Origin of the sequence: Parabacteroides sp. PF5-6 (genome assembly GCF_029504695.1) — a bacterium.
GTDB lineage: Bacteria > Bacteroidota > Bacteroidia > Bacteroidales > Tannerellaceae > QVMG01.
This window is the reverse complement of record NZ_JAQFIN010000001.1, coordinates 443,160-467,037: the sequence shown is the minus strand read 5'-3', so window position 1 is coordinate 467,037 and position 23,878 is coordinate 443,160. Positions and strand designations below refer to the sequence as shown.

Annotated in this window: 19 protein-coding genes; all 19 read left to right on the top strand. The window is 53.2% G+C overall.

What is annotated here, in order from left to right; genetic code table 11:
* Nucleotides 1-156 precede the first annotated feature (156 nt).
* A complete protein-coding gene (locus M2133_RS01835; protein WP_277464254.1) occupies nt 157-882 on the top strand; it encodes a ferredoxin family protein in 726 nt (241 codons plus the stop codon).
* A complete protein-coding gene (locus tag M2133_RS01830) occupies nt 879-2,096 on the top strand; it encodes a radical SAM/SPASM domain-containing protein (RefSeq protein WP_277464253.1) in 1,218 nt (405 codons plus the stop codon). The genes M2133_RS01835 and M2133_RS01830 overlap by 4 nt, the downstream gene beginning before the upstream one ends.
* On the top strand, nt 2,089-3,504 hold the full coding sequence (locus M2133_RS01825) for a polyprenyl synthetase family protein (RefSeq protein WP_277464252.1): 1,416 nt from the start codon (nt 2,089-2,091) through the stop codon (nt 3,502-3,504). Before M2133_RS01830 ends, M2133_RS01825 begins: the two co-directional genes overlap by 8 nt.
* A gap of 12 nt (nt 3,505-3,516) precedes the next feature.
* A complete protein-coding gene (locus tag M2133_RS01820) occupies nt 3,517-4,380 on the top strand; it encodes a prenyltransferase/squalene oxidase repeat-containing protein (RefSeq protein WP_277464251.1) in 864 nt (287 codons plus the stop codon).
* A 49-nt stretch (nt 4,381-4,429) separates the two neighbouring features.
* A complete protein-coding gene (locus M2133_RS01815) occupies nt 4,430-6,172 on the top strand; it encodes a prenyltransferase/squalene oxidase repeat-containing protein (protein WP_277464250.1) in 1,743 nt (580 codons plus the stop codon).
* Nucleotides 6,173-6,174: 2 nt separating this feature from the next.
* A complete protein-coding gene (locus M2133_RS01810) occupies nt 6,175-7,380 on the top strand; it encodes a PQQ-binding-like beta-propeller repeat protein (protein ID WP_277464249.1) in 1,206 nt (401 codons plus the stop codon).
* 11 nt (nt 7,381-7,391) lie between these two features.
* Entirely contained in the window at nt 7,392-8,591 is a 1,200-nt protein-coding gene (locus M2133_RS01805) for a PQQ-binding-like beta-propeller repeat protein (protein WP_277464248.1), read from the top strand.
* 177 nt (nt 8,592-8,768) lie between these two features.
* A complete protein-coding gene (locus tag M2133_RS01800) occupies nt 8,769-10,208 on the top strand; it encodes a PQQ-binding-like beta-propeller repeat protein (RefSeq protein ID WP_277464247.1) in 1,440 nt (479 codons plus the stop codon).
* Nucleotides 10,198-11,199: a hypothetical protein gene (locus M2133_RS01795; protein ID WP_277464246.1), complete on the top strand. Its 1,002-nt coding sequence runs from the start codon at nt 10,198-10,200 to the stop codon at nt 11,197-11,199. Before M2133_RS01800 ends, M2133_RS01795 begins: the two co-directional genes overlap by 11 nt.
* A 104-nt stretch (nt 11,200-11,303) precedes the next feature.
* On the top strand, nt 11,304-11,555 hold the full coding sequence (locus M2133_RS01790; RefSeq protein ID WP_277464245.1) for a hypothetical protein: 252 nt from the start codon (nt 11,304-11,306) through the stop codon (nt 11,553-11,555).
* Nucleotides 11,549-11,734: a hypothetical protein gene (locus tag M2133_RS01785; RefSeq protein ID WP_277464244.1), complete on the top strand. Its 186-nt coding sequence runs from the start codon at nt 11,549-11,551 to the stop codon at nt 11,732-11,734. Before M2133_RS01790 ends, M2133_RS01785 begins: the two co-directional genes overlap by 7 nt.
* Before the next feature lie 102 nt (nt 11,735-11,836).
* Complete coding sequence (locus tag M2133_RS01780; protein WP_277464243.1) at nt 11,837-12,409, top strand: ferredoxin; 573 nt, start codon at nt 11,837-11,839, stop codon at nt 12,407-12,409.
* A complete protein-coding gene (locus M2133_RS01775) occupies nt 12,409-13,683 on the top strand; it encodes a 4Fe-4S binding protein (protein ID WP_277464242.1) in 1,275 nt (424 codons plus the stop codon). Before M2133_RS01780 ends, M2133_RS01775 begins: the two co-directional genes overlap by 1 nt.
* A complete protein-coding gene (locus M2133_RS01770; protein ID WP_277464241.1) occupies nt 13,680-15,506 on the top strand; it encodes a PQQ-binding-like beta-propeller repeat protein in 1,827 nt (608 codons plus the stop codon). The genes M2133_RS01775 and M2133_RS01770 overlap by 4 nt, the downstream gene beginning before the upstream one ends.
* On the top strand, nt 15,490-17,877 hold the full coding sequence (locus tag M2133_RS01765) for an NAD(P)H-dependent oxidoreductase subunit E (protein ID WP_277464240.1): 2,388 nt from the start codon (nt 15,490-15,492) through the stop codon (nt 17,875-17,877). The genes M2133_RS01770 and M2133_RS01765 overlap by 17 nt, the downstream gene beginning before the upstream one ends.
* A complete protein-coding gene (locus M2133_RS01760; protein WP_277464239.1) occupies nt 17,868-18,851 on the top strand; it encodes a 2Fe-2S iron-sulfur cluster-binding protein in 984 nt (327 codons plus the stop codon). The genes M2133_RS01765 and M2133_RS01760 overlap by 10 nt, the downstream gene beginning before the upstream one ends.
* A gap of 3 nt (nt 18,852-18,854) precedes the next feature.
* Nucleotides 18,855-20,024: a PQQ-binding-like beta-propeller repeat protein gene (locus M2133_RS01755; RefSeq protein ID WP_277464238.1), complete on the top strand. Its 1,170-nt coding sequence runs from the start codon at nt 18,855-18,857 to the stop codon at nt 20,022-20,024.
* 6 nt (nt 20,025-20,030) lie between these two features.
* Complete coding sequence (locus tag M2133_RS01750) at nt 20,031-20,702, top strand: ABC transporter ATP-binding protein (RefSeq protein WP_277464237.1); 672 nt, start codon at nt 20,031-20,033, stop codon at nt 20,700-20,702.
* Nucleotides 20,699-23,872, top strand: a complete 3,174-nt coding sequence (locus M2133_RS01745) for an ABC transporter permease (RefSeq protein WP_277464236.1) — start codon at nt 20,699-20,701, stop codon at nt 23,870-23,872. The genes M2133_RS01750 and M2133_RS01745 overlap by 4 nt, the downstream gene beginning before the upstream one ends.
* Nucleotides 23,873-23,878: the final 6 nt, after the last annotated feature.

Sequence of the window (23,878 nt, the reverse complement as noted above, 5' to 3'; positions counted from 1 at the left end):
GAATTCACTTTCAGCTCTTGAATTTTCTTTTCATATTCTGTCCAATTCGCTTTTAGCCCTTGATTTTTCTTTTTTACGCTGTTTTTACTTTCCGAAATACTATAATGCTTACATTAGCATCATTAATCAGGATTATACAACGATAGTAAAAACCAAATGCAGAGCCAATCATTACATCAAAGGGTTACGGTATGCGCCTGTGCTTCCCGTTCGTTCATCGACAAGGATAAAGTCGCGGAGATAGCAGCCCTACTCAAAAGAGAGGGATACGCGGTTTCGGTAGAAGCCGACCTATGTAAAAAAGTAATCACTCATGCGCCGGAGATGGCGGAGATTGCTTCGGGTATTATCCTGGCCTGCCACACGCGGGCTGTCCGTTCCCACCTCGAATGGCTCGGCTTGGAAGCCGGGAAACTCATTGATATGCGCCAAATGAATCGGGAAGAGATCCTTTCCCATTTCTCTATTTCTCCTTCAGAAAGACAGGTTCTTCCGGACTTCACGGTGATCCGGCAGGAGATTGACGCGTTTCCGGTGGAAAACGGAACGGATGCCTGGTATCCGGTGATCGACAAATCCAAATGTATCGAGTGTGGGAAGTGCCATGACTTCTGCTTGTTCGGGGTGTATACCGTCGAAGACAAACGGGTCAGGGTGGTGCAACCCCAAAACTGCAAGAACAACTGTCCGGCCTGCGCGCGCATGTGTCCCAGTAAAGCGATTATCTTTCCCAAATACGAGAAATCCCCCATCAATGGTGGGACGGCGGAGGAAGAGACCTTCAATCCGGAAGAGATGGACCGGATGTATCGGGAGCGACTACGGATGCGCCTGCAACAACGTCGGGCCAGTGTTTCTTTATTTAAAGAGAACGACAAATGACATTCAGGGAATATAATGCTACGGCAAAAGCGGCATTCCGGGTGCCGCGGGAATGTTCTCCCCGCCTGGTGTGGAAGTTTATGTATAACTTCGGATGGAAGAGCATGCGCAACATCAGCCGGTTTGAGAAAAGGCAGGCGGAAGGCAAACCTTTTTTCCCTGCTTTTGTGATGATCTCCGTAACGGAAAGCTGCAACCTGGCCTGTAGCGGTTGCTGGGTCTCGGCAGGCGGCCGGAAAGCGCTTACGGCGGAACAGCTGGACGGCATCATTAGCGGCAGCAAACAGAAAGGCTCTTATTTCTTCGGCATACTGGGAGGAGAACCTTTGATGTATAATGGATTATTGGATATCATGGAAAAACATTCCGATTGTTATTTCCAGTTATTCACCAACGGGATCCTCTTGACCGAAGAAGTCGCCATGCGCCTGAAACGGATGGGCAACGTTACCCCATTGATCAGCATCGAAGGGCTCAAAGCGGAGAGCGATGCCCGCCGGGGACGGAACGACGTGTTTGAACGGACGCTGGCGGGAGTACGTGCCTGCCGGAAAGCCCGGTTGATCTTCGGGGCGGCAGCGAGTATCTGCAAGAGCAATTACAACGACCTGGTGAACCGCCAGTATATTGAGTGGATTGCCAAAGAAGGAGCACATTACCTCTGGTATTACCTCTACCGCCCCGCGGGAGCCGATCCGAACCCTTCGAACGCATTGGACAAAGAGGAGGTATTGGCCTTCCGCCGCTTCATTGTGGAGCAACGCAAAGACGCGCCTCTCTTTATTATCGAGACCTACTGGGACGCCCAGGGCAATGCCCTTTGTCCCGCCGCGACAGGTATGAGCCATCATATCTCGCCTTCGGGTGCGTTGGAGTTTTGTCCGCCGATCCAGATGGCGAAAGACTATCTCAACGCGGACGGTTCGAACCTGGCGGAGTTGTTCGAACACTCAGACTTCCTCGCCGCGTTCCGAAAGATGACGGCGGAAAGCTCGCGCGGCTGTATCCTGTTGGAAGATCCGCAGATGATGGCGGATTTCCTGGAAAAACATCAGGCGACAGACACCACAAGCCGGGGAAGCGTACGGGAAGAGTACAAAAAAATGGTGCCTACCGCCGGGCATAACCAGCAGGGGCAGGAGATCCCGGAAGAAAATGTATTTTATAAAATGGTAAAGAAGAAATATTTCTTTGGCTTTGGCGCGTATGGATAACAAACACATATATCATATACCGCAACCGTACGCGGAAAGGACACGTTTGCGCGGATTGATCGATCACTTCGTGCACAGCGAGTCGTTGGCTCTTCCATTGTCGATGGACGACCTTTCCACCTTGTCCGACCGATTGATTCGTGAACATCAACTGGATCCGGCGACGAAAGGTTGGATCATGGTCGAGATCAATAACGGCGTGTGGCGGGAGACGGTGGCCTCCATTCCGTACGACAAGCGTATCCTCTTATTGCCGAAGTGCCTGAGTAACTCGGCACATTGCCAAGCGGAGGTGGATGAACTCGGTTTATTGTGCCACCGCTGCCAACATTGTTCGATCCCTAACCTGCAGGACAAAGCGGATGAACTGGGCATGATGAGCCTGGTGGCCGAAGGCTTTACCTCGGTGATCGGCTTGATCGAAAACCGGGTGGTGGATACGGTGATCGGGGTGAGTTGCCTCGATTCGCTGGAGAAGGCGTTTCCTTTACTGATCAATAATGCGGTTCCCGGACTGGCGATTCCGCTGAACGTGGCAGGATGTAAAGATACGGAGGTGGACTACGGCTATGTGGAAGAAATGATCGGCATGCGCTCGGAGAAAGAAGTCTATCTCTTGGACTACGACCACCTGAAATCGACGCTGGACAGTTGGTTCTCCATGGAAAACCTGAACAACCTCCTGTCGCCCGCCGACGACCTCACCTCGCGGGTCGCCCGGGAGTGGCTCGGCGGAGAGGGCAAACGCTGGCGGCCTTACCTCTTGGCAGCCACGTATATGGCGTTGAATGGCAAGAGAGAGATACCGAAAGAGGTGGAATGGGCGGCCGTTGCGGTCGAGTGCTTCCATAAGGCTTCTCTCGTGCACGACGATATACAAGACAACGACTCCACACGCTACGGCAAACAAACGGTACATGCCCTGCACGGGGAGGCCATTGCCATCAATGTGGGGGATTTACTATTGGGCTACGGCTATCAGTTATTGGCGCGTTGCGGCAATATGGCGCTTATCGAAGTAGCCGCCAAGGCCCATGCCGACCTCTGCCGCGGACAAGGGATGGAACTGGAATGGACCGCCGCACAGGGGCCGCTGACAACCGACTTCGTTCTCGAGGTATTCCGCCTGAAGACCGTGCCTGCCTTCGATGTTTCCTTGGCAATGGGCGTACATTGCGCCGGAGGCGATCAATCCCTGATCGATAGCCTGCATGACTATGCCGAAGCCCTGGGCATTGCCTATCAGTTATTCGATGATTTGGAAGATAACGGCATGGCCACCGCCATCGACCGCCCCCGCGAGCTGGCGGAGCAGTATCATCGCCAGGCATTGGAGACCCTGCACCGGATCCCGAACACCGAACTGAGGCGTTTGCTCTTCCGCGTGACCCAACGTATTCTGAAATAAAGACAAAGGCAGATGAAGAAGACGATATCCATGCAACTATTCAACCTTTTGCGGAAAGGCAAAGAGCAGCTGAGCCGGGAAGCCCTGCAAAGGGTAGTCGGTTTTGTGGAGTCGCAACGCACCGGGGAGCATTCATTTATGGATAAAGGCGGGAAGGCGGATCTCTATTACACCCTGTTCGGCTGGACGCTTTCTATTGTCCTGGACATAAAATTGCATACCGGCCGGATGAAGGCCTACTTGGAAAAGCAAGATGTCGAGTCATTCGACCTGATCCATTACGCTGCTTACCGGCGCTTGCAGATGATCCGGCAATTGACGGTCGGAGGAAAGATCGGTTTGTTCGCGAACGCTCTACTTCCCAAAGAGATAAAAGAATTACAAGCCTTTGCAGAGGTTCCCCATAACGACAGGCAATCGCCTTATTCGCAGTTTCTCTGGTTGTCGTTATTAGAAGATGCCGGACGCAAGCCTGTCGCGGCAGCCTTCGACCTCTCGCCCTATCGGGTGCAGAGCGGCGGATACCGGAATACAGTTGACGGCCTGACCGCCACCACCAACGCGACGGTTGCCGCTTTGGCCATCAAAGGCCAACTCGAAGGATACAAAATGAACCCGGATGTAGAATTCCTGCGCGAGCGGCAAGACCCTTCCGGAGGCTTTGCCGCGGCAGAGGCCTCTCCCCTGCCCGATCTGTTATCTACGGCGACTTCGCTCTTTGTCTTAAACAGTTATGGCCTGAAGCTGAAGTATCCCGCGAAGGCGTTTATCGAAGCGCATTGGTTGGATTCGGGCGGCTTCTCGGCAACCCTGTTGGAAGAAAAGAGTGATGTGGAATATACGTTCTATGGGCTATTGGCATTGGGGAATTGTTAATTATTAATTGTTAATTATTAATTATTAATTGAAAGGCAGTAGAAAGGAGATGAGTACAGAGACCGATAAGTCCACTATGAATTGTCAATTGAAGGAAGTCATCGACTTCCTGCGCAAGGAGCTATTGAGCAAGCGGACGCCCGGGAAGATCTGGCGGGGCAAGCTCTCGTCGAGCGCGATCTCGACGGCTGTAGCTGTCTTTGCATTGCATACGGTGGATCGGGAGAAGTATGCCATTTATATCCAAAAAGGAACGGAATGGCTGATTGATACGATGAAAGCGGATGGTTCCTGGGGCGATACGGTTGAAAGTCCGTCGAATATGACCGCGACCTTACTGACCTACGCCGCCCTTACTGCCGTCGGACAAGCGCCACCCGCAGCCAAAGACTACCTGACCGCCCGGTTTGGCGGGGATACCGATCAACAGCTCATCAATGGCGTATTGGCTTACTACGGAACGGACCTGACCTTCTCGGCTCCGATCCTGGTGATGTGCGCGTTGGCCGGCATCATCTCAAGTTGGGAGAAGATTCCGCAACTGCCTTTCGAACTGGCGGTGGTGCCGCAACGGTTCTTCCGCTTTTTGCAGCTGCCCGTAGTCAGTTATGCCATTCCCGCCCTGATTGCCGTGGGTATTCTGCGCCATCGCCGAGGAAAAAAGAATCTATTCTCCCCGATCCGCGAATCCTTTATCCCGAAAGCATTACAGGTGCTCGAACGCCTGCAGCCTGTCAACGGCGGTTTCCTCGAAGCGGCTCCGCTGACCGCCTTTGTGGCGATGTGCATGAGCGGTGCCGGTTATCGCGAACATCGAGCGACACAAAAAGGCGTGGGTTTCCTGACCGATACGGTGCGCGAAGACGGATCATGGCCGATCGATACGGATCTGGCCGGTTGGATGACGGCATTAAGCGTGCGTGCCCTGGGTGATGACCTGCCGGAGAAAGAGGAATTGGCGACATTGATCCGCCAGAATGCTTTTACGCACAAACATCCGTTCACCGGAGCCAAAGAAGGGGGTTGGGGCTGGACCGATCTGCCCGGAGCGGCGCCTGATGCCGACGATACTTCCGGCGCGTTGGTGGCTTTATATACCCTACTCGATGGCACGTACTGTCCGGAAGTCGGCAAAGGCATCGAATGGCTTTTGGCTCTGCAAAACAAAGACGGCGGTATGCCTACCTTCTGCAAAGGCTGGGGGAAACTGCCTTTCGACCGGAGCAGTCCCGACATCTCCGCCCATACACTTCTGGCGTTTCAGTTGTGGATGGACGCCTTGCCTGCCGCTTTGCAACGGAAATGCCGGAAGAGCCGGTTGCGCCTATTGCGTTGGATGCGGAAGACCCAGGCGGCCGACGGCTCGTGGACGCCCCTTTGGTTTGGCGATCAGGACGCGGAGGACGAACGTTCACCGGTCTACGCCACGGCGATGACCATCGAGTATCTTTCCGGCTGCGAAGAACCTATTGCCCGGGAGATGGTACGCAAAGCGACCGCTTACCTGCTCGCCACGCAAAATGCCGACGGCGGCTGGGGAGGTGCCAAAGGCGTATCTTCGAAGATAACCCTGACCGCCCGCGCGTTGAGTGCCTTGGCTTCTTATCGCCATACGGACAACGAAGCGAAGAAGCGGGCTTTCGACTATCTCTACGGCATGTATAAAAGCGGTGACTTGTTCCGTGCCGAGCCCATCGGCCTCTATTTCTCCCGTTTGTGGTACTCCGAAGAGATGTATAACCTCACCTTTGTACTCAATGCTCTAAAGAAATACAAACTTAATATCTCATGATCATGAAAAAAGCGCTTATCCTTTGTTTATCGGTCTTTACCTTTTCGCTTTCCGCCCAGGAGGTGATTCAATGGCGCGGAACCGACCGTACCGGGATCTATAACGAGACCGGATTAATGAAATCATGGCCTGCCGACGGTCCGAAGATGCTTTGGCATTTCGATCAGTTGGGCGAAGGCTACTCTTCTGTGGCCATTGCGAACGGTAAAATTTATGTTGCCGGATCGGTCGACGGACAAGGCACCCTGTTTGTTTTTGATGCAAACGGGAAATTGCTCAACAAAAAGATCTACGGCCCGGAATGGACCACCAATTATGTCGGTGCCCGCTGTACGCCCACCATCAGTGAAGGCAAGATCTATCTTTATAGCGGGGAAGGCGATCTGGTGTGCCTGAATGAGAGTACACTCGCCACACTATGGAAGAAAAGTATCATCCATGATTTCCAGGGCGAGAACCTGCGCTTCGGCATCAACGAATCACCGTTGGTGGTCGACGACAAAGTATTTATCACTCCGGGCAAGAAGAACAACGTAGTCGCCCTGAATAAAAACACCGGCGAGGTGATCTGGACCTGTGCCGGAGAAGGCGACCTGGCCGCCTATTGTTCGCCCCTGTACCTGGGTGATCAGCCGGTTCCGCAGGTCGTAACGATCATGGGCAAGCATGTGTTGGGCATCGATGCCCGGACGGGTGAAAAGCTGTGGTCGTTTCCCTACAATAATCAACGGGATATCCATCCCAATACGCCCATCTACAGCGACAATATGCTCTTGTGTATCTACGGCTACGGCAAGGGTTCCATCATGTTGCGCCTGACCGACGGCGGCCGCAAGGTAGAGCAGGTATGGGAAAACAAAGAACTCGACTCCAAATTCGGCGGTGCGGTGAAGATCGGCGACTATGCCTATGCTTCGGGCGATAACAACCGCTACTGGTTCTGTGTGGATTGGAAGACCGGCGTAAACCAATACAAAGAAAAAGGATTAGCGATGGGTAATGTGATCTATGCCGACGGCATGCTCTATTGTTATTCCGACAAAGGCGAGATGGCGCTGGTCAGACCGACGCCCGAGAAGTTCGATATCGTCAGTCAATTCCCCATTACCCTGGGTACGGGAGAGCATTGGGCGCATACGGTGATCCATAACGGAGTGTTGTATGTGCGTCATGGAGATACCTTGATGGCTTACCAGATTAAACAGTAAAACAAGAAGATATGCGAAAGAGTTTTTTATTGCTTTTAGTGGCAAGCGTTGTTTTGTGTGCCAGAGCGCAGATCGGATGGCGAAACGACCATACGGGCATCTATAACGAAACGGGACTGATGCAGTCGTGGCCGGCCGATGGTCCGGAGCTGCTTTGGCATTTCGATGGGCTGGATCTGGGTTTTTCTTCGGTCTCGATAAACGGGGAGAAATTGTTTGTTACCGGCTTTACCGACGCCAAAGGTTACCTCTATGTCCTGGATAAGACAGGGAAATTGCTCAATAAAGTAGAATACGGTACGGAGTTTACCGGCGACAACTTCATCGGTACGCGCAGTACGGCGATCCCTCACCAGGGGAAAGTCTATGTGGTAAGCGGCATAGCCGAATTGTACTGCTACGATATGCAGACCTTGAAATTGTTGTGGAAAAAGAACTACGCGGCCGACTACGGTGCGGAGAATACGAAGCACGGTTGGAACGGTCCGCCGCTGATCCTCGATGAGAAATTGATCATCGCCCCGGGAGGCCCCACGCATAATGTGGTGGCGCTCGACAAAACCACCGGAGAGCTGCTCTGGTCGTCCGAAGGCATGAAAGGAATCTCCGGATACGGCACGCCGATCTTTCTCGACGACCAGGAAGTGCCGCAAATTGTCATTATGATGGGCGATCATATCCTGGGCCTGGATCCGACCAACGGCAAGATGCTCTGGTCGTACGCCCATACGAATCGTTTCAGCGAGCATCCCAACACACCGGTCTATAGTGATAACTGTTTGCTCTTTATGAGCGCCTACGGGCAGGGCGCCTTGATGTTGCGCCTGACCGACGGCGGACGGAAGGTCTCGCCCGTCTGGGAGATGAAGGAGCTGGGGCATACGATGGGGCACGTGATGAAGGTAGGCGACCATGTGTACGGCCCGGGCAACCGCACGAACTGGTATTGTGTGGATTGGCAAACGGGCGAAGTCGTCTATGCCGACAATACATTGGCCGTGGGCAATATCATTGCCGCCGACGGCCTGTTGTATTGTTATTCCGAAAAGGGAGAGATGGCGCTGGTCAGACCCAATCCGGAGAAGTTCGAGATCATCAGTAAGTTCCCCATTACAATGGGAACCGGACAGCATTGGGCGCATCCCGTGATTCACGAAGGGGTTCTGTATGTGCGCCACGGAGATACCTTGATGGCATACAAAATAAAGTAGAATACAGATATTGCCGCCGGATCATATTTTTGCCAAGGCGGTGGCAAAGTTTTGCCATGGTGAAGGCAAAGTTTTGCCAAGGTGGTGACAAAGTTTTGCCATGACGTTGGCAAAGTTTTGCCAAGGCGGGGCAAAAGCTAAAAAAAACGGAGAATAGTTTAAAAGACTTCATTTTATATGAAAAGAAACAGGATAGTATATGGTATTACCGCCTTTACGGTAGTTCTTTACACCGGATTGATCGTCGGGTGGCATCTTTATGCGCCTTATGCGGACCTTACTATCCAGGCTCCGGGTGCCGATAACCGTCCGGAAGGAACAGCGCGCAAAGCCGACGATGTCTTGATCGGCGAATTCTTTATGCAATATGAAGTCCTCGACGAAAACCCTTCGCTGACGGGCAAATGGAGCAGTTTCCGGGGCGAACAAACGACTAATATGATCCGCACGCCGGAAGCGATCCGCACCGGCGAAGGCGAATATCCCGAAGTTTGGAATATAGAGACGGGCGAAGGGCATGCGGCGCCGGTGATCTACAACGGCAGGGTTTATCTTTTGGATTATAACGAGCAGTTGAGCTCGGATGCGCTCCGCTGCTTCTCGCTGGCGACGGGACGGGAACTCTGGCGCCGGTGGTATCGCGTGCCGATCAAACGCAATCATGGCTTCTCGCGCACGGTTCCGGCGATCGGCGACAACTATATCATCACAATTGGCCCCGAAGGGCATGTGATGTGCTGCGATCCGGTGACGGGCGATCTGCGGTGGACAGTGGATATGCAGAAAGAGTACCAAACGGAGGTGCCGTTCTGGTACACCGGGCAATGCCCGCGTGTCGACAACGGCATCCTGATCCTTGCCCCGGCAGGCGAAGAGGTGTTATTGGCCGGCTTGGATTGCCTGACGGGAGAGACGCGCTGGACGACGCCAAACACCTTGGGTTATAAGATGTCGCATTCGTCGGTCATGCCGATGACGCTCGCCGGCAAGAAGACCTATGTCTATATCGGCGTAGGCGGGATCTGCGGAGTGTCGGCAGAGGCGGACGACCGGGGCACGCTTTTGTGGCAGACCTCGAAATGGCAACCGTCTGTCGTTGCTCCTTCCCCACTCCAGGTATCGGCCAACCAAATCTTCGTGGTCGCCGGTTATGGCACGGGAGGCGCGCTCTTGCAGGTGGACCGTTCGGGCAATCAATGGACGGCAACCGTAACCGATCAGTACAAACCCAGTGAAGGGCTGTCGAGCGAACAGCAAACGCCCATCTTCTACAACAATATGATCATCAGCGTGATGCCGAAAGACGGGGGCGCGAATCGGGGAAAGCTGGTGTGTTATTCGCCTTCCAACCTGCGTTCACCGGTATGGACCTCGGCGGCCGACGAACGCTTCGGGCTCGGTCCTTATCTGCTGATCAACAACAACCTGTTTGTCTTTAAAGACGACGGGGAGCTCTATGTCTATGAAGTGGGCCAACGGGAGATGAAGCTGCTCCGGAAGCAACGCATTATGGACGGCGCCGATGCCTGGGGACCGCTGGCGTATGCCGACGGGAGGCTGATCGTGCGCGATGCCCATGTAGTCAAATGTCTTAACATTGTATCCGATGAAGAATAAGATCTCACGAAAAGAATTCATACGGCTCTGCGGATCGATCCTGGCCGGCGGCAGTATATTGGGCGTCTCGGCGGTCTTGCTGATGAAAAGGAGAAACCCTAACCTGGCAGAGGGCATCCTGTCGACACGGGAGGCAACCGGGACATCTCCCTACCGGCCGGTATCGGCATTTACGGTACCCGATCCGATCGATGCCTTTGCCTTGTCCGGCGATAAACTGATTGTTGCCGCGGCCAACCAGGTGTATATCTATTCCCAGGAAGGTGTGTTACTAAATAACTTCGCCATAGGCAGCCACCTGCGCGATATCGCTGTGGCAGACGGACTATTCTATCTGCTCTTTCCGGCACGTATCGAGGTGTACGACGAAAACGGCGAACCGGTGCGCGACTGGGAAGCTTGCAGCGAGGAGTCCGACTATTGTGCGGTTGCGGTAAGCCCCGATGCGGTATTCGTTACGGACGCGGCCGGCAAGAACATCTGCAAATACACCTTGGAAGGCGGCTTGGTCAGGTTTATTCAAAGCCCTAACCGGTTTATCGTTCCCAGCTATTCGTTCGGTATCACCTATGCCGACGGCGTAGTCTATTGCTCCAACCCCGGACGGCATCAGGTAGAGAGCTATACGCCGGAAGGCGACTACCTGGGTGCCTTCGGTCAGGCAGGAAATGAAACAGGTATGTTCTGCGGATGCTGCAATCCGGTTCATCTGGCATATACCTCTTCCGGCGAAATTATTACTTCGGAGAAAGGCAATCCGCGAATCAGTTGTTACAGCGCCGACGGAACGTTCCGCAACGTGCTTCTCGACACAAAAGCCCTCGGAGGAGGCAATGCTGCTTACGACGTAAAGGTACAGGACGACAAACTATTCATCGCCGGAAAGAACAAAGTCTCCACCTTCCGTTACGATCAAACCCTGGCGAAAGAAACAGCCTGTTCCGTCTGCGGTGTCAGGAACTGCCCGCTGCGGAAAGGCCTGACAATATGATATTCAACTCTGCATCGGCAGAGAAAAGATAAGTGTTCTTTGACATATTGGTTTACACGTTTTATTCGTACCTTTGTTGTTGATAACCAACCAACAAAAAAGATATGGATCGGAAAGAATTGGAAGCGCAAAAGGCAATACTGGCACGCGAAATACTCAACACAGAGAACGAAGAACTGGAAATGGATGCGGAAGAACTCGAGAGGATCATTGATAATCTTCCCTTCGAACGCATTCCCGGCCTCCCCTATACGCATGAGGAGCGTATGGCTTCTCTGCGGAGGGCGGAGGAGCAACATCGGCTCGGCTTAAGTATTACAATGGAAGAACTTGAAGAGGAGATGAAGTCATGGTAGTACGCTGGGATCCGGAAGTTATTGACAACCCGCTTTCTGAACGTATTCCCGGCTTAGCCTATACGTACGCAGAACGCATTGCTGCGGTAAGAGAAACAATGGATGAAATACGTGCGGGTGTCTCTGGCATGGATTCCGAAGAAGTATACGAAAGGCTTCAAGAGCTTTACAAAAGATAATCTGAAATTATCCTGCAAGAGGGGCTTCCCTCCACAAAACGTGTAAACCCATATATAAAGTTTACACGTTTTTTTTTATTTGTATGAGATTTAGGAATAAGGATGAAGCAAAACGACGAAAATAGAAACAGCCCTATCGCCCGAAGGAAGTTCCTGCGGATCGTTGGGTCGGCCGTGGCGGGAGGAAGTATCCTTGCCGTGACGGGCGGACTGGTATATAAAGCCAAAGGCCGGCAGGCCAGCCATTACTGGCAGATCGATCCGCAGAAATGTACCCAATGCGGACGTTGCGAGACGCATTGTGTATTGCCGGTTTCGGCGGTCAAATGTATTCATGCCAATAAGGTATGCGGTTATTGCGACCTTTGTGGCGGATACTACCGTTCCAATGTGAAAGAGCTGAACACGGCGGCCGAGAACCTGATGTGTCCCACGGGCGCTATCGCTCGGAAGTACGTGGAAGATCCTTATTTTGAATATACGATCGACGAAGACCTGTGCAACGGCTGCGGCAAATGTGTGAAAGGGTGCAGCTCGTTTGGCAACGGATCCCTTTACCTGCAAATCAAACGCGACCTGTGCAAAGACTGTAACGAATGTAAGATCGCTACCGTCTGTGCCTCCGGAGCAATTACGCGTGTGCCGTTGGACTTCGCTTATAAACTGAAAGACTGATGAAGAAGATATTGACCTCCATATCCCTTTTACTGCCTACATTGGCAGCGGCGCAGAACAGGTTCCCCAAACCTGATTTTGAGTCGGGCTACCAGTATCCGGACATCTCTTATCCGGTGCCCGATGAGACCCTTTGGGTTACTTTAGACTTGATTCTTCTTGTCGTATTGATGAGTATTGTGGCCTGGGCGGTCATCAAAAAGCGAACGCGCAAGCCTATCCTCTGGGTATCGGTCGTCTCGGTGGCTTATTTCGGCTTCTATCGCAGCGGATGCGTATGCAGTATCGGTTCGATTCAGAATATTGCCCTGGCATTGGTCGACAATACCTACGTATTGCCCTTGTCGGTATTCCTTTTCTTTATGTTACCGATCGTGTTTGCCTTTCTGTTCGGCCGGGTGTTCTGCGCCGGGGTCTGTCCGTTCGGCGCTTTGCAGGAACTGGTGAATATAAAGAATTACCGGTTGCCCAAAGCATTGACTGCCGTCTTGGGCATGATCCCCTGGCTCTATCTGATCTTTGCCCTACTCTATGCCGTGACACGAAGCAGTTTTATCATCTGCCGGTTCGATCCGTTTATCGGCATCTTCCGCCTGGGGGGCGATTTGGGACTGATTATCTTCGGGGGGCTATTGCTTCTCGCGGCGGTGTTTACGGGTAGACCGTTCTGTCGCTTCATTTGTCCGTACGGGGCGCTGCTTAGTCTTTTCTCGCGCGTATCGATCTGGAAGGTGGAGCTGACGAAGAAGCCCTGCATCAATTGTGAGCTTTGCCATAACGCCTGTCCGGTAGATGCCATACGGGCGCCTTACGATAACAAGGTCAAAGAGAGCCGGCCGATGGGCGTACGCCGGATCGCGAACTACTTTATCCTCTTGCCGTTGATAATTGCTGTCGGGGCTTTCCTGTTGCAGTCGGTCAGTGGCGACCTCAGCCGGGTGCATAAAGACGTAAAATTATATGATCTGGTGGTGCAAAACGAAACCGATCCGCAGGATATCCTTTCCGTCGAGCTCGAAGCTTTTTACGGGCAGGGAGGAACGATCGAAGAATTGACGCAGCGGTATAATGCCGTGCAGGCGGATTTCCGGTTGTACGCAGCGATTGCCGGCGCCTTGATCGGACTGGTGATCGGGCTGACATTGATTAATCTTTCCCTGAAGCGCTCCCGCAAACAGTACGCGATCGATCAGGCAGCCTGCGTGGCTTGCGCCAAATGTTTCAGTTATTGTCCACAAAACAAGATAAAGCCTACTAATTTGATACGGAAATGAAAAAGATAGTTCTCAGAAACATACTTATTGTCTCGGCCATCTTTATCGTGGCCTTCTCCATCATGCTGATCACCAACTATTTTCAGGTGAGGGGAGCGACGCCGTTGCAGACCGAAGTGGTGGAAACACTCAAAGAGTTGAACGACACAAATGCCAATAACCCGGCTTTGCAGGAACAGATCCGCCAACTGGATCTCCTGGCGCGCAAAGCTTATTTTGTGCGGATGGATCATCTGATGGCCGGGGTATATATCCTGTTGGGCATGCTGGCGGTGTTCATTATCTGCTCGCGCTTTTACTTTGCCCGCGACAAGGATATCCCCGATAAGGCGATTGATCCGATCGACGAATGGGCGATCAAGACCCAGGCGCGTAAGTATGTGATCTGGGGCGCTTCCGGGCTGGCAGCCGTCGCCTTGGTCTTTGTCATCCTGTCTTCGCCTTATCTGCGCCCGTCGCAAACAGGGGAACAGCACAAAGAGACCGAACACGTGAGCCTGGCGCAGGAAGATGTAACGTATGAAGTCATCGCCGAGACTCCGGCGCCGGTCCCTACCGAAACAGAAGAAGATACCCCGGCGGAAGAGACGCTTCCGATTGCACCGGAAACCGAAACAACAGAAACACCCGTTGCCGAGGCCGCCCCACAACCGGCAGTATCGAAAGTCACCCATAACGCTTTCCGGGGAAATCACTCCAATGGCATTTCTTCAGCCAAAAGCATTCCCGTCAAATGGGACCTGAAGAGCGGCACCAATATTCTCTGGCGACAGGAGATCCCGCGCAAAGGATACAACTCGCCGGTGATCCATGGCAACCGGGTGTTCTTCTCCGGTGCCGACGAGCAGGCACGCGAATTGTATTGCTACGACCTGAACACCGGCGAAAAGCTTTGGTCATTGGCTGCCACGAATATCCCGGGTTCCCCGGCCCAAGTACCCAAGACAACGGAAGATACCGGATTGGCCGCTTCGACAGTAGCCACCAACGGCAATCAGGTGTGCGCCATCTTTGCCACCGGCGATCTGATCTGTGCCGACAGGGACGGCAAACAGCTCTGGGCAAAAAACCTGGGCGTTCCCGAAAACCATTATGGCTATGCCTCTTCCCTATTGATCTTCGGCAATGTGCTCATTGTGCAGTACGACAACCAGAACGCGCCGAAGGTGGCCGCCTTCGATCTGGCAACCGGCACCGAACGCTGGAGCAAGAACCGGACGGAGAAGGTGACCTGGAGCTCGCCTATCATTGCGACGGTAGGCAGTAGCCCCCAACTGGTCTTAATGGGCAATCCGGCCATCACCGGTTACAATCCGAACAACGGCGAACAGCTCTGGCGGGTGGAATGTCTGAGTGGCGAAGTGGCATCCAGCGCGTGTAGCGCCAACGGCATCATCTTCGGAGCCAGTGAATATGCCAAATTGGTGGCGATCAACGGTGCCGACGGCAGCCTCTTATGGGAGAGTACGGAATACCTGCCGGAAGTATCCAGCCCCGTGGCCACAAAAGACAACCTCTACCTGGCCACCAGCTACGGTGTAGTCGCTTCCTTCGACACCCAGACCGGCGAACTGCGCAAGGAACATGAACTGAACACCGAATTCTATTCTTCCCCCGTCATTGCCGAAGGCCGAATCTACCTCTTCAGCAACGATGGCAAGATGTATATATTCTCGGCAAACGACGAGTTCAATCTGATCGATTCCTTTGAAACCGGCGAGCGGACCTTTGCCACACCTGCCTTTACGGACGGTAAGATTGTGGTGCGTACCGAACAAAGTATTTACTGTGTAATAGCAAACGGAGATGGCGTGTCATTGTGAAAACAACCCAATAGAAACCCAAGAGGCAATGATTGCCCGTGTCGATGCCCTGATCGATCGGATCGGCACGTCGCGGCAGATCATTATCCCGCTATTACAAGCCCTGCAGGAAGAATTCAGCTACCTGCCGTCGGAGGCTGTCGAACGGATTTATGAACGTACGGAGATCGACCGGGCACAACTCATCAGTGTGTCTACCTTCTATTCCCAGTTCCGTCATATTCCTTACGGCAAACACCTGATCAAGGTATGTACGGGAACGGCCTGCCATGTCAAGGGGGCAGGCAATGTGTACGACTCTTTCCGCCGGGAACTGAAGATGGAAGACGACTCGATCACGACTGCCGATCAGTTGTTCTCGATCGAAAAGATTGCCTGCCTGGGCTGCTGCACGTTGGCTCCCGTGGTGCAGATCGATGAAAAGATCTACGGCCATGTCCTGCCCGGCAAGGTCAACGAAGTGATCGAGGACTTCCTGGCTCAGATAGAGAAAAAAGAACAAGCTTCCGCCCCAAACGCGCTGCGGCAAGTGGCCGGAGAGATACGCCTGGGCATGGGTTCCTGTTGCCAGGCAAGTGGCTCGGCCGATATCCTTAAAGAACTACATACGGCTTCCGCTGAATTGGGGATCGAGGTCAATATCAAATCCGTCGGTTGCGTGGGCGTATGTAATAAGGTGCCTTTGATCGATGTAGTGCTTCCCGACGGCACAGTTACCCGTTACCCCAACGTAAAAGCTGCCGAGATCAAAGAGATTCTATATCATCACTTCCAACCTGCCGGACGGTTGAAGCAGTTGAAGAACAAACTATTCAATCAGATCGACACCTTCCATACGGATACCACCTGGGAAAATGTGATCTGGAAAACAGAAGCGGAACGAACCGGCGTGATCGATCGTTTTCTTTCGGGACAAAAACATATCTCCACCGAAGGCTATGGTTTCCTTGCCCCACTGAATCTCGAAGAATACACGGAGTCCGGCGGATTCGAAGGATTGAAGAAAGTCCTTGCTTCCGGTAACCGGCAGGAGGTGATCGAGAGTATCCTGTCGAGCGGTATCCGTGGACGGGGCGGAGGCGGCTTTACTACGGGAAAGAAATGGGAGATCGTTGCCGCTTCCGAGAAAGAAGAGAAATATGTGATCTGCAATGGAGACGAAGGGGATCCCGGCGCCTTTATGGACCGGATGATGCTGGAGTCGTACCCCTTCCGCATCATCGAAGGCATGCTTATCGCCGGATATGCCGTAGGGGCCGACAAAGGCATCTTCTATGTCCGTGCCGAATACCCGTTGGCGGTCGTTCGGATCCGTACAGCGATTGAGTTGTGCCGCGCACAAAACCTGATCGGGGAAGATATTGCCGGAAGCGACTTCTCTTTCGACATCTCTATATTCGAAGGCGCCGGTGCCTTTGTCTGCGGTGAAGAGACCGCACTGATCGCTTCGATCGAAGGGGAACGCGGTTTTCCGAAACAGCGCCCACCTTATCCCGCGATAGAGGGCTTGTACGGCAAACCCACCTTGGTGAACAACGTAGAGACGCTCAGTCAGATCCCTTATATCCTTCGTAACGGCGCGGATTACTATAATAGAATAGGAACGGACCATAGTAAAGGCACCAAAGTGTTTGCCCTGGCCGGGAAGGTGCGCCATGGCGGACTGATCGAAGTGCCGATGGGCGTTACCCTGAACCAGATCATCCACGAGATCGGCGGCGGTGTGGAAGGCGGAGAGCAACTGAAAGCCGTACAGATCGGTGGTCCGTCGGGCGGTTGCATCCCGGCTCATCTTTGCGACGTGCAGGTCGACTTCGATGCCTTCAACCAGATGGGCGCCATGATGGGCTCCGGTGGGTTGGTCGTCTTGAGCGAGAGCGACTGCATGGTTGATATGGCCCGGTACTTCCTGAGCTTCACCTGCGAACAGTCTTGCGGCAAATGTACCTTCTGCCGGGTAGGGATCCGCCGCATGCTCGACATCCTGGATAAGATCTGCAGCGGAAAAGCCGTAATGGAAGATATTGATAAGTTGGAAGAACTGGCATTGAACGTAAAGAAATCCTCTCTTTGCGGACTTGGCAAGACAGCACCCAACCCGGTATTGACTACCCTGAAATACTTCCGCCACGAATACGAAGAACATGTGAACGGACGCTGCAAAACAGGCACCTGCAAAGAGATGGTGAAGTTCGTGGTTACCGAAGACTGCATCGGCTGTACCAAATGTGCGAAAGCTTGCCCGGTAGAAGCGATTCCCTATGCGCCCTATGAGGTACATACCATCAACGTAGAGGATTGTGTCTTATGCGGCCTTTGCATTGACGAATGTAAGTATAACGCGATTCAAAAAGTATCGATATGCAACTGACAATAAACAATACAGCGGTTGAGATCCGGGAAGGAGAAACCATCCTGGAAGCGGCCCGGCGCGTCGGATATACGATCCCTTCCCTCTGCTACGCCCCGGGGGCACGGCATAAATCGTCCTGCATGGTCTGTGCCGTCCGGAATACGGCAAACGGGCAAATCATCCCTTCGTGCACGACCTATCCGACCGACGGCATGCAGATCGATACGGAAAATGAGGAGGTGAAGCTTGTGCGCACCCTCTCACTCGAGCTCTTATTGAGCGACCATAAGGCCGATTGCGAGGCACCTTGCTCGATGGTCTGCCCCAAAGGTCTGGATGTGGAACGGATGTTGGCGTATTATGATACGGGAGAGATGGAAAAAGCTCATCTCCTGATCGCCGCGGCTTTTGCATTGCCGGAAGTGGGTTGTACCGATTGCAAAGCCCCTTGTGAGAAAGCCTGCCGGCGCGGTTCCATCGATCAGGCGGTGGCCATACGGGAGATCATCCAAGACGTTATCGCCCGATCCACCGAAACGCCCGGACAGGAAGGGCAGCCCATCCCGAAGAACGATAAGAACCAGTATTATTCCCGCCTGGGCCGGTTCACGGCGAAAGAGAAAGAGCGATTAAAAGAGACAGTCACCACCCCTTCCCGCTGCCTGCATTGCGCCTGTGCCGGACGGACGGACTGCAAACTGCGCCGGTACGCGACGGCCGAAGGCATCAAACGTCCGCGTTACGAAGCCTCTACCGCCCTTCCGGTGATGGAAAAGCAACAGATATCCGAACATCTCTGGTTCGAACCGGCGAAATGTATCCGCTGCGGCCTCTGCGTCTATAACAGTACGAATGGCTTCACCTTCCAGGACCGCGGATTCGGCATGCAGGTGGTTCTTCCCGAAGCGAACCGTTCCCATATCGGAGATGAATTCGCTGCCCTCTGCCCTACCGGCGCTATTTATCTGAAAGAAAACGAATCATGGAAGTGAGTTATGAAAACAAAAAAGATCTTATCCTCCATATACCATTGCCTCTTGTGGGTTGTTCTATTAACTGCCTGCAACAGGAATGTCAATACCCCGGTCAATACCGGTTCCATGGACTGGAAGCTTTTCCGGGGCAATCCGACGCTGAGTGGATATACCGACACGCCACTCCCCGAAAAACCGGTATTGAAATGGAGCTACAAAGGAGACACACGAACCGTCTCTTCGCCTGTGGTCGACAGCGGAACGACCTACTGGTCTGACAAAAGAGGGCTGGTCAGAGGAGTAGACATACACGGTGAACTGGTCTTCGAATACGACCTTAAGACCGCGGTAGAAGCAACCCCAATGATCTACGACTCCATCCTTTATATCGGACGGATCGATGGTTTCATGACCGCCATCTCCCTCGCCCGGAGAGATACCGTGTGGACATATGAAACGCTCGGGCAGATCTCCGCTTCACCCAACCTGATGAAATTCTCAGGCCGCAAAGCTATTGTCTTCGGCAGTTACGACAACTACCTCTATTGCCTCGATGCCAAAAACGGAGAGGAACTCAAGAAGTTTGAATCGGGCTATTACCTCAACGGTGCCGCCGCCCTGTGGAAAGGTCATGTCATCTTCGGCGGATGTGATGCCTGGGTGCGGATCATCGACTGTAAAACAGGCCTCTCGACCGACTCCTTGCAACTCGAGGCCTATGTGCCCGCCTCGCCGGCCATCAAAGGGGATTATTGTTATATCGGCGATTACTCCGGAAACATTTATAAGTTGATGCTGGAAGATGGGAAGATCATCCGCCATAAGAAAATCATCTCCGAAGACAGCGAAAACGGTTCATTCGTCTCTGTGCCCGCCATTTCAAGTGACGCCTTTTACTTCTTCTCCGGCGACAGGTACCTCCATGCCATTAGCCGCATGAACGGCAAACTGAACTGGAAATACCTCTTGAAAGGAAAGGTAGGCGAAAGCTCTCCAGTCGTATGCGACAATAAAATCATCGTATGCACGAAAACCGGTATCGTCTCCATCCTGAACGCCGACAACGGAGAACTGGTTTGGGAATACGATACCGGTGAACAAATCGTCGGCTCGCCCGCGATCATCAAAGATCATTTTATGATTCTAACCGCAAAAGGAACACTGTTCTGCTTCGGGAACAATAAAAAGTAAACCATTATGCCATTAGTTCAATTAGTCGATATACAAAAGAGTTTCCGCGATGGGGAGAACCGCTTGAACCATGTATTGCGGGGGGTGAACATGGGAGTAAACAAAGGGGAGTTTGTAGCCATCAAAGGGCAATCCGGCTCGGGCAAGACCACGCTCTTGTCGATCCTGGGCACGTTGCTTCCGCCCGATTCGGGCAGTTTCCTGTTAGACGGGCAGGAGATGGTGCGCGACGCCATGGATCACTCGGAAATCCGAAATAAACAGATCGGTTTTGTGTTCCAGGACCATCGGCTTATGCCGCAACTGACTGCCTGGGAGAATATCCTGTTGCCCACGCTTGCCTATCAACCGAAATCGACAATGGAGCAGCAGGAATATGCCCGCCATCTGATGGAGCTGACCCATATCTCAGGTATCCGCCAGCAGTACCCGCCGACCTTATCGGGCGGAGAAGCCAGCCGGGTAGCCGTTTGCCGCGCATTGATGATGAAACCTCTGTTATTACTGGCGGATGAACCGACCGGACAACTCGATACGGAAAACGCCCGCAACATCGCGACCTTATTGACAGAGATCAATCAACGCTTGGAAACCACCATTATCATGGTGACGCATTCCGACGAGACCTCTGCTGCCGCCCATCGTACACTCACTTTGAAAGAAGGCGTATTGCAATGACTCTCCAACAGCTGATCCATAGAAATATCGCCTATTTCACCCGCTACTACCGCTTGGTTGCCGTAGCGGTGGTGATCACGGTGGCGGTTATTGTCGGCAGTCTGGTGGTCGGCGACTCCGTACGCACGACCCTGATCAAACGCGTGACGGAGCGGCTGGGCGATACGGAAACGATCCTCTTTTCCCGCCAAGCCTTTATGGACGAGCAACTATTGAACGCGCCACTATGGGGTGAAGCGGCTAAAGGTTTTCTCTTGACGAATGGTTTTATCTCACAAAACGGCAAACTAATGCCTGTCTTTGTCTGGGGAACGGACGAATTCGCATTGGCGAAAGGGACTGCCAAAGTCAATCCCGCCCTGGCGAAAGAATTGGACATTGAGGACCAAACATCTATCGTATTGCGCTTGCCTGCTTCCGGTCTGGTGCCTTCGGGTTCCCTTTTCGTGACGGAGAATTACACCACCAGCCTGCGCCTGGATTACGATGGAGTTATCGAAGCCCAGGACGGTGGCAATCTCAATCTGAAGAACGAGCAGATCATGCCCCTCAATCTCTTTGTCAACCGCGAAGAACTGGCCGAAGCGATGCAAACCGAAGGCAAAGTGAATCTTATACTGACCGACCGGCACATTACTTCCGAAGCCCTGAACCAGGCCTGGCACTATACCGTTTCGGGCTTATCGCTCCACGCGAACAATGATTTTATGGAACTCCTCTCCGACCGGGTATTCCTGCAAGAAGAGGTGACGGAGGCGATTCGCCGGAATAATCCGGAGACCAACCGCCTCTTCTCTTACCTGGCCAATGCGCTGGGACGGGAAGGGCAGTCCGTCCCCTACTCCTTCGTGACGGCGATGGACCGTTTCCAGGGAGAGACTTTACAACGGAAGGATATTATCCTGTCGGATTATACCGCCAAACGCTTACAAGCTCAAACCGGCGATACGATCGATCTCAGCTTTTTCACCTCCGCCAATCTGAAAACATTGGATACCCAAACGATCAGGCTGAAGGTTAAGCAGATCGTGCCGCTATCGGATTTACAGAGCGACCCCACACTAAGCGCCGCTTTCCCCGGCCTGTCGGATGTAGAGAGATGTACCGACTGGGACAGCGACCTGCCCATCGATATGGAGCAGATCACCGATGAAGACGAGAGGTATTGGGAGCTTTACCGGTCTACCCCCAAAGCCATTCTCGCCTACGAGGCGGTAGCTGCCGACTGGGGTAACGCTTACGGCAATGCGACAGCCCTCCGAATCGGCAATGCCCGACCGGATCTCTCCGCATTGCGTGCCGAGATGTTCGGGATCCAGGTGATTCACCCGCGTGAGGCCGGGCTTTACGCGGCAAAGAACGGCGTGGACTTCGCAAGCCTCTTCCTCGCCTTGGGCTTCTTTATCATTGTGTCGGCTATCTTATTGATGCTCGTGCCCCTCTCCGAGATGCTTTGGCAACGACGACACGAGATCCATCTTTTGCAATCGCTCGGTTATACCCGCAAACGGATCATCCGGATCCTTTGGAGGGAATCGGCACCTATTGTTTTTCTTTCCGCTATCGTAGGTGTTGTTGCCGGACTACTCTATACGGCTCTGATCATGTGGCTGCTCGGCAACGTCTGGAAAGGAGCGACGCATACGGAAGGGTTCGCGGTGTATCCCGGAGGCATAACGATTGTGCTGGGACTTATCACCGGCATTGGTTTATCCCTGTTATTATTACGGTGGCGGATTGTAAGATCGTTGAAGGCGTATCATCCCAGCTCCCCTCCTTCTCTCCCACCACCCCGTCACGTCTTTGGCGTGCCATCCCTCCTCTGGCAGAAGGGGAATTTGGGGGGAGTATACCCCATCCTGGCCAGCGCACTTGCCATAGGCATTCTCGTCCTCAACCTGTTTACTCTACACTCCGTTGTTCTTTTTGTCTTGGCGGGAGTTGTTCTGATCGGCACAGCCGCTCTATGGGGTAACTATCTGATATGCCGGAACGGGGCTGTCTCTACTGCGGCCTTCCATTCCGAAAAGATCATCTGGAGCTCCCTTTTCGCAAACCGGAAACAGGCATTGCTTTCCTTTTTCGCCCTGACTACCGGCGTATTTATCGTCTTCTCCGTCGGGCTCAACCGCAAAGGCTTTGCCGACAGTGCGCAGATCCGTACCGGCACCGGCGGTTACTCCCTCTGGTGCGAGAGCAGCGTTCCGGTCTATCACAATATGAATACCCCGGCGGGGCAAGCCAAACTATCCCTGACGGATCTGCCGGCCAACACTTCCATCCTACAATGCCTGCGTTACGGCGCGGATGACGCGAGTTGCCTCAACCTAAATAAGGTAAGTACTCCGACTGTTCTGGGTGTCGATATGCAAGCCTTGTCGAAAAGCGATTTCCAGATCGAACAGAACCTCTGGTCGGCAGATAGAATAAATGTATTCCAACAGATGCGGACAGCCACCGATTCGGTTTATCCTGCCTTGATCGACGCCACCGTACTGACCTGGAGCCTGATGATGCACCTCGGCGATACACTCCGTTATACCAACGACAAAGGCGAAACGGTGGCTATCCGCCTGGCCGGTACGCTCTCGAACTCTATCTTCCAGGGGCATATCTTAGTCGACCGCCCCCTCTTCTCCCGGATCTGGCCGGAGACGACCGGCAGCGAGGTCTTCCTGTTGAAAGTAGACGAAGCAGAAAAAGAAGAAGTGAAAACCCTATTCGCGCAAGCCTTAAATGAATACGGCGTACGCGTGACAACGACAAACGACCGGCTCCGCCAGTTCCATACGGTAACAGACACTTACCTGACGATCTTCCTGACGTTAGGCGGCTTGGGACTCCTACTCGGCATTATGAGCTTTATCATTGTCGTACGCAAGAACCTTTCCATGCGCCGGCAAGAGATCGAGCTGTATCGCACCATAGGTTTCACGGACCGTAAAATCAGACAAATACTGAACCGCGAAAACCTGTTCGTGCCCTTGTATGCCGTCGCCACCGGCGTAATAAGTTCCTTGGTGGGCGTAAGCGCCGGTTTCGCGCATACGTCCACAGGCGTATGGCTACTCGCCTTTGGTTTCGCCTGTTTTTTTGTGGGTTGCATCCTGGTCTTCGTGCGCCAATCCGTCGAAAGAGAAATAGAAAGAAATAGAATACCACTAATATAAATATGT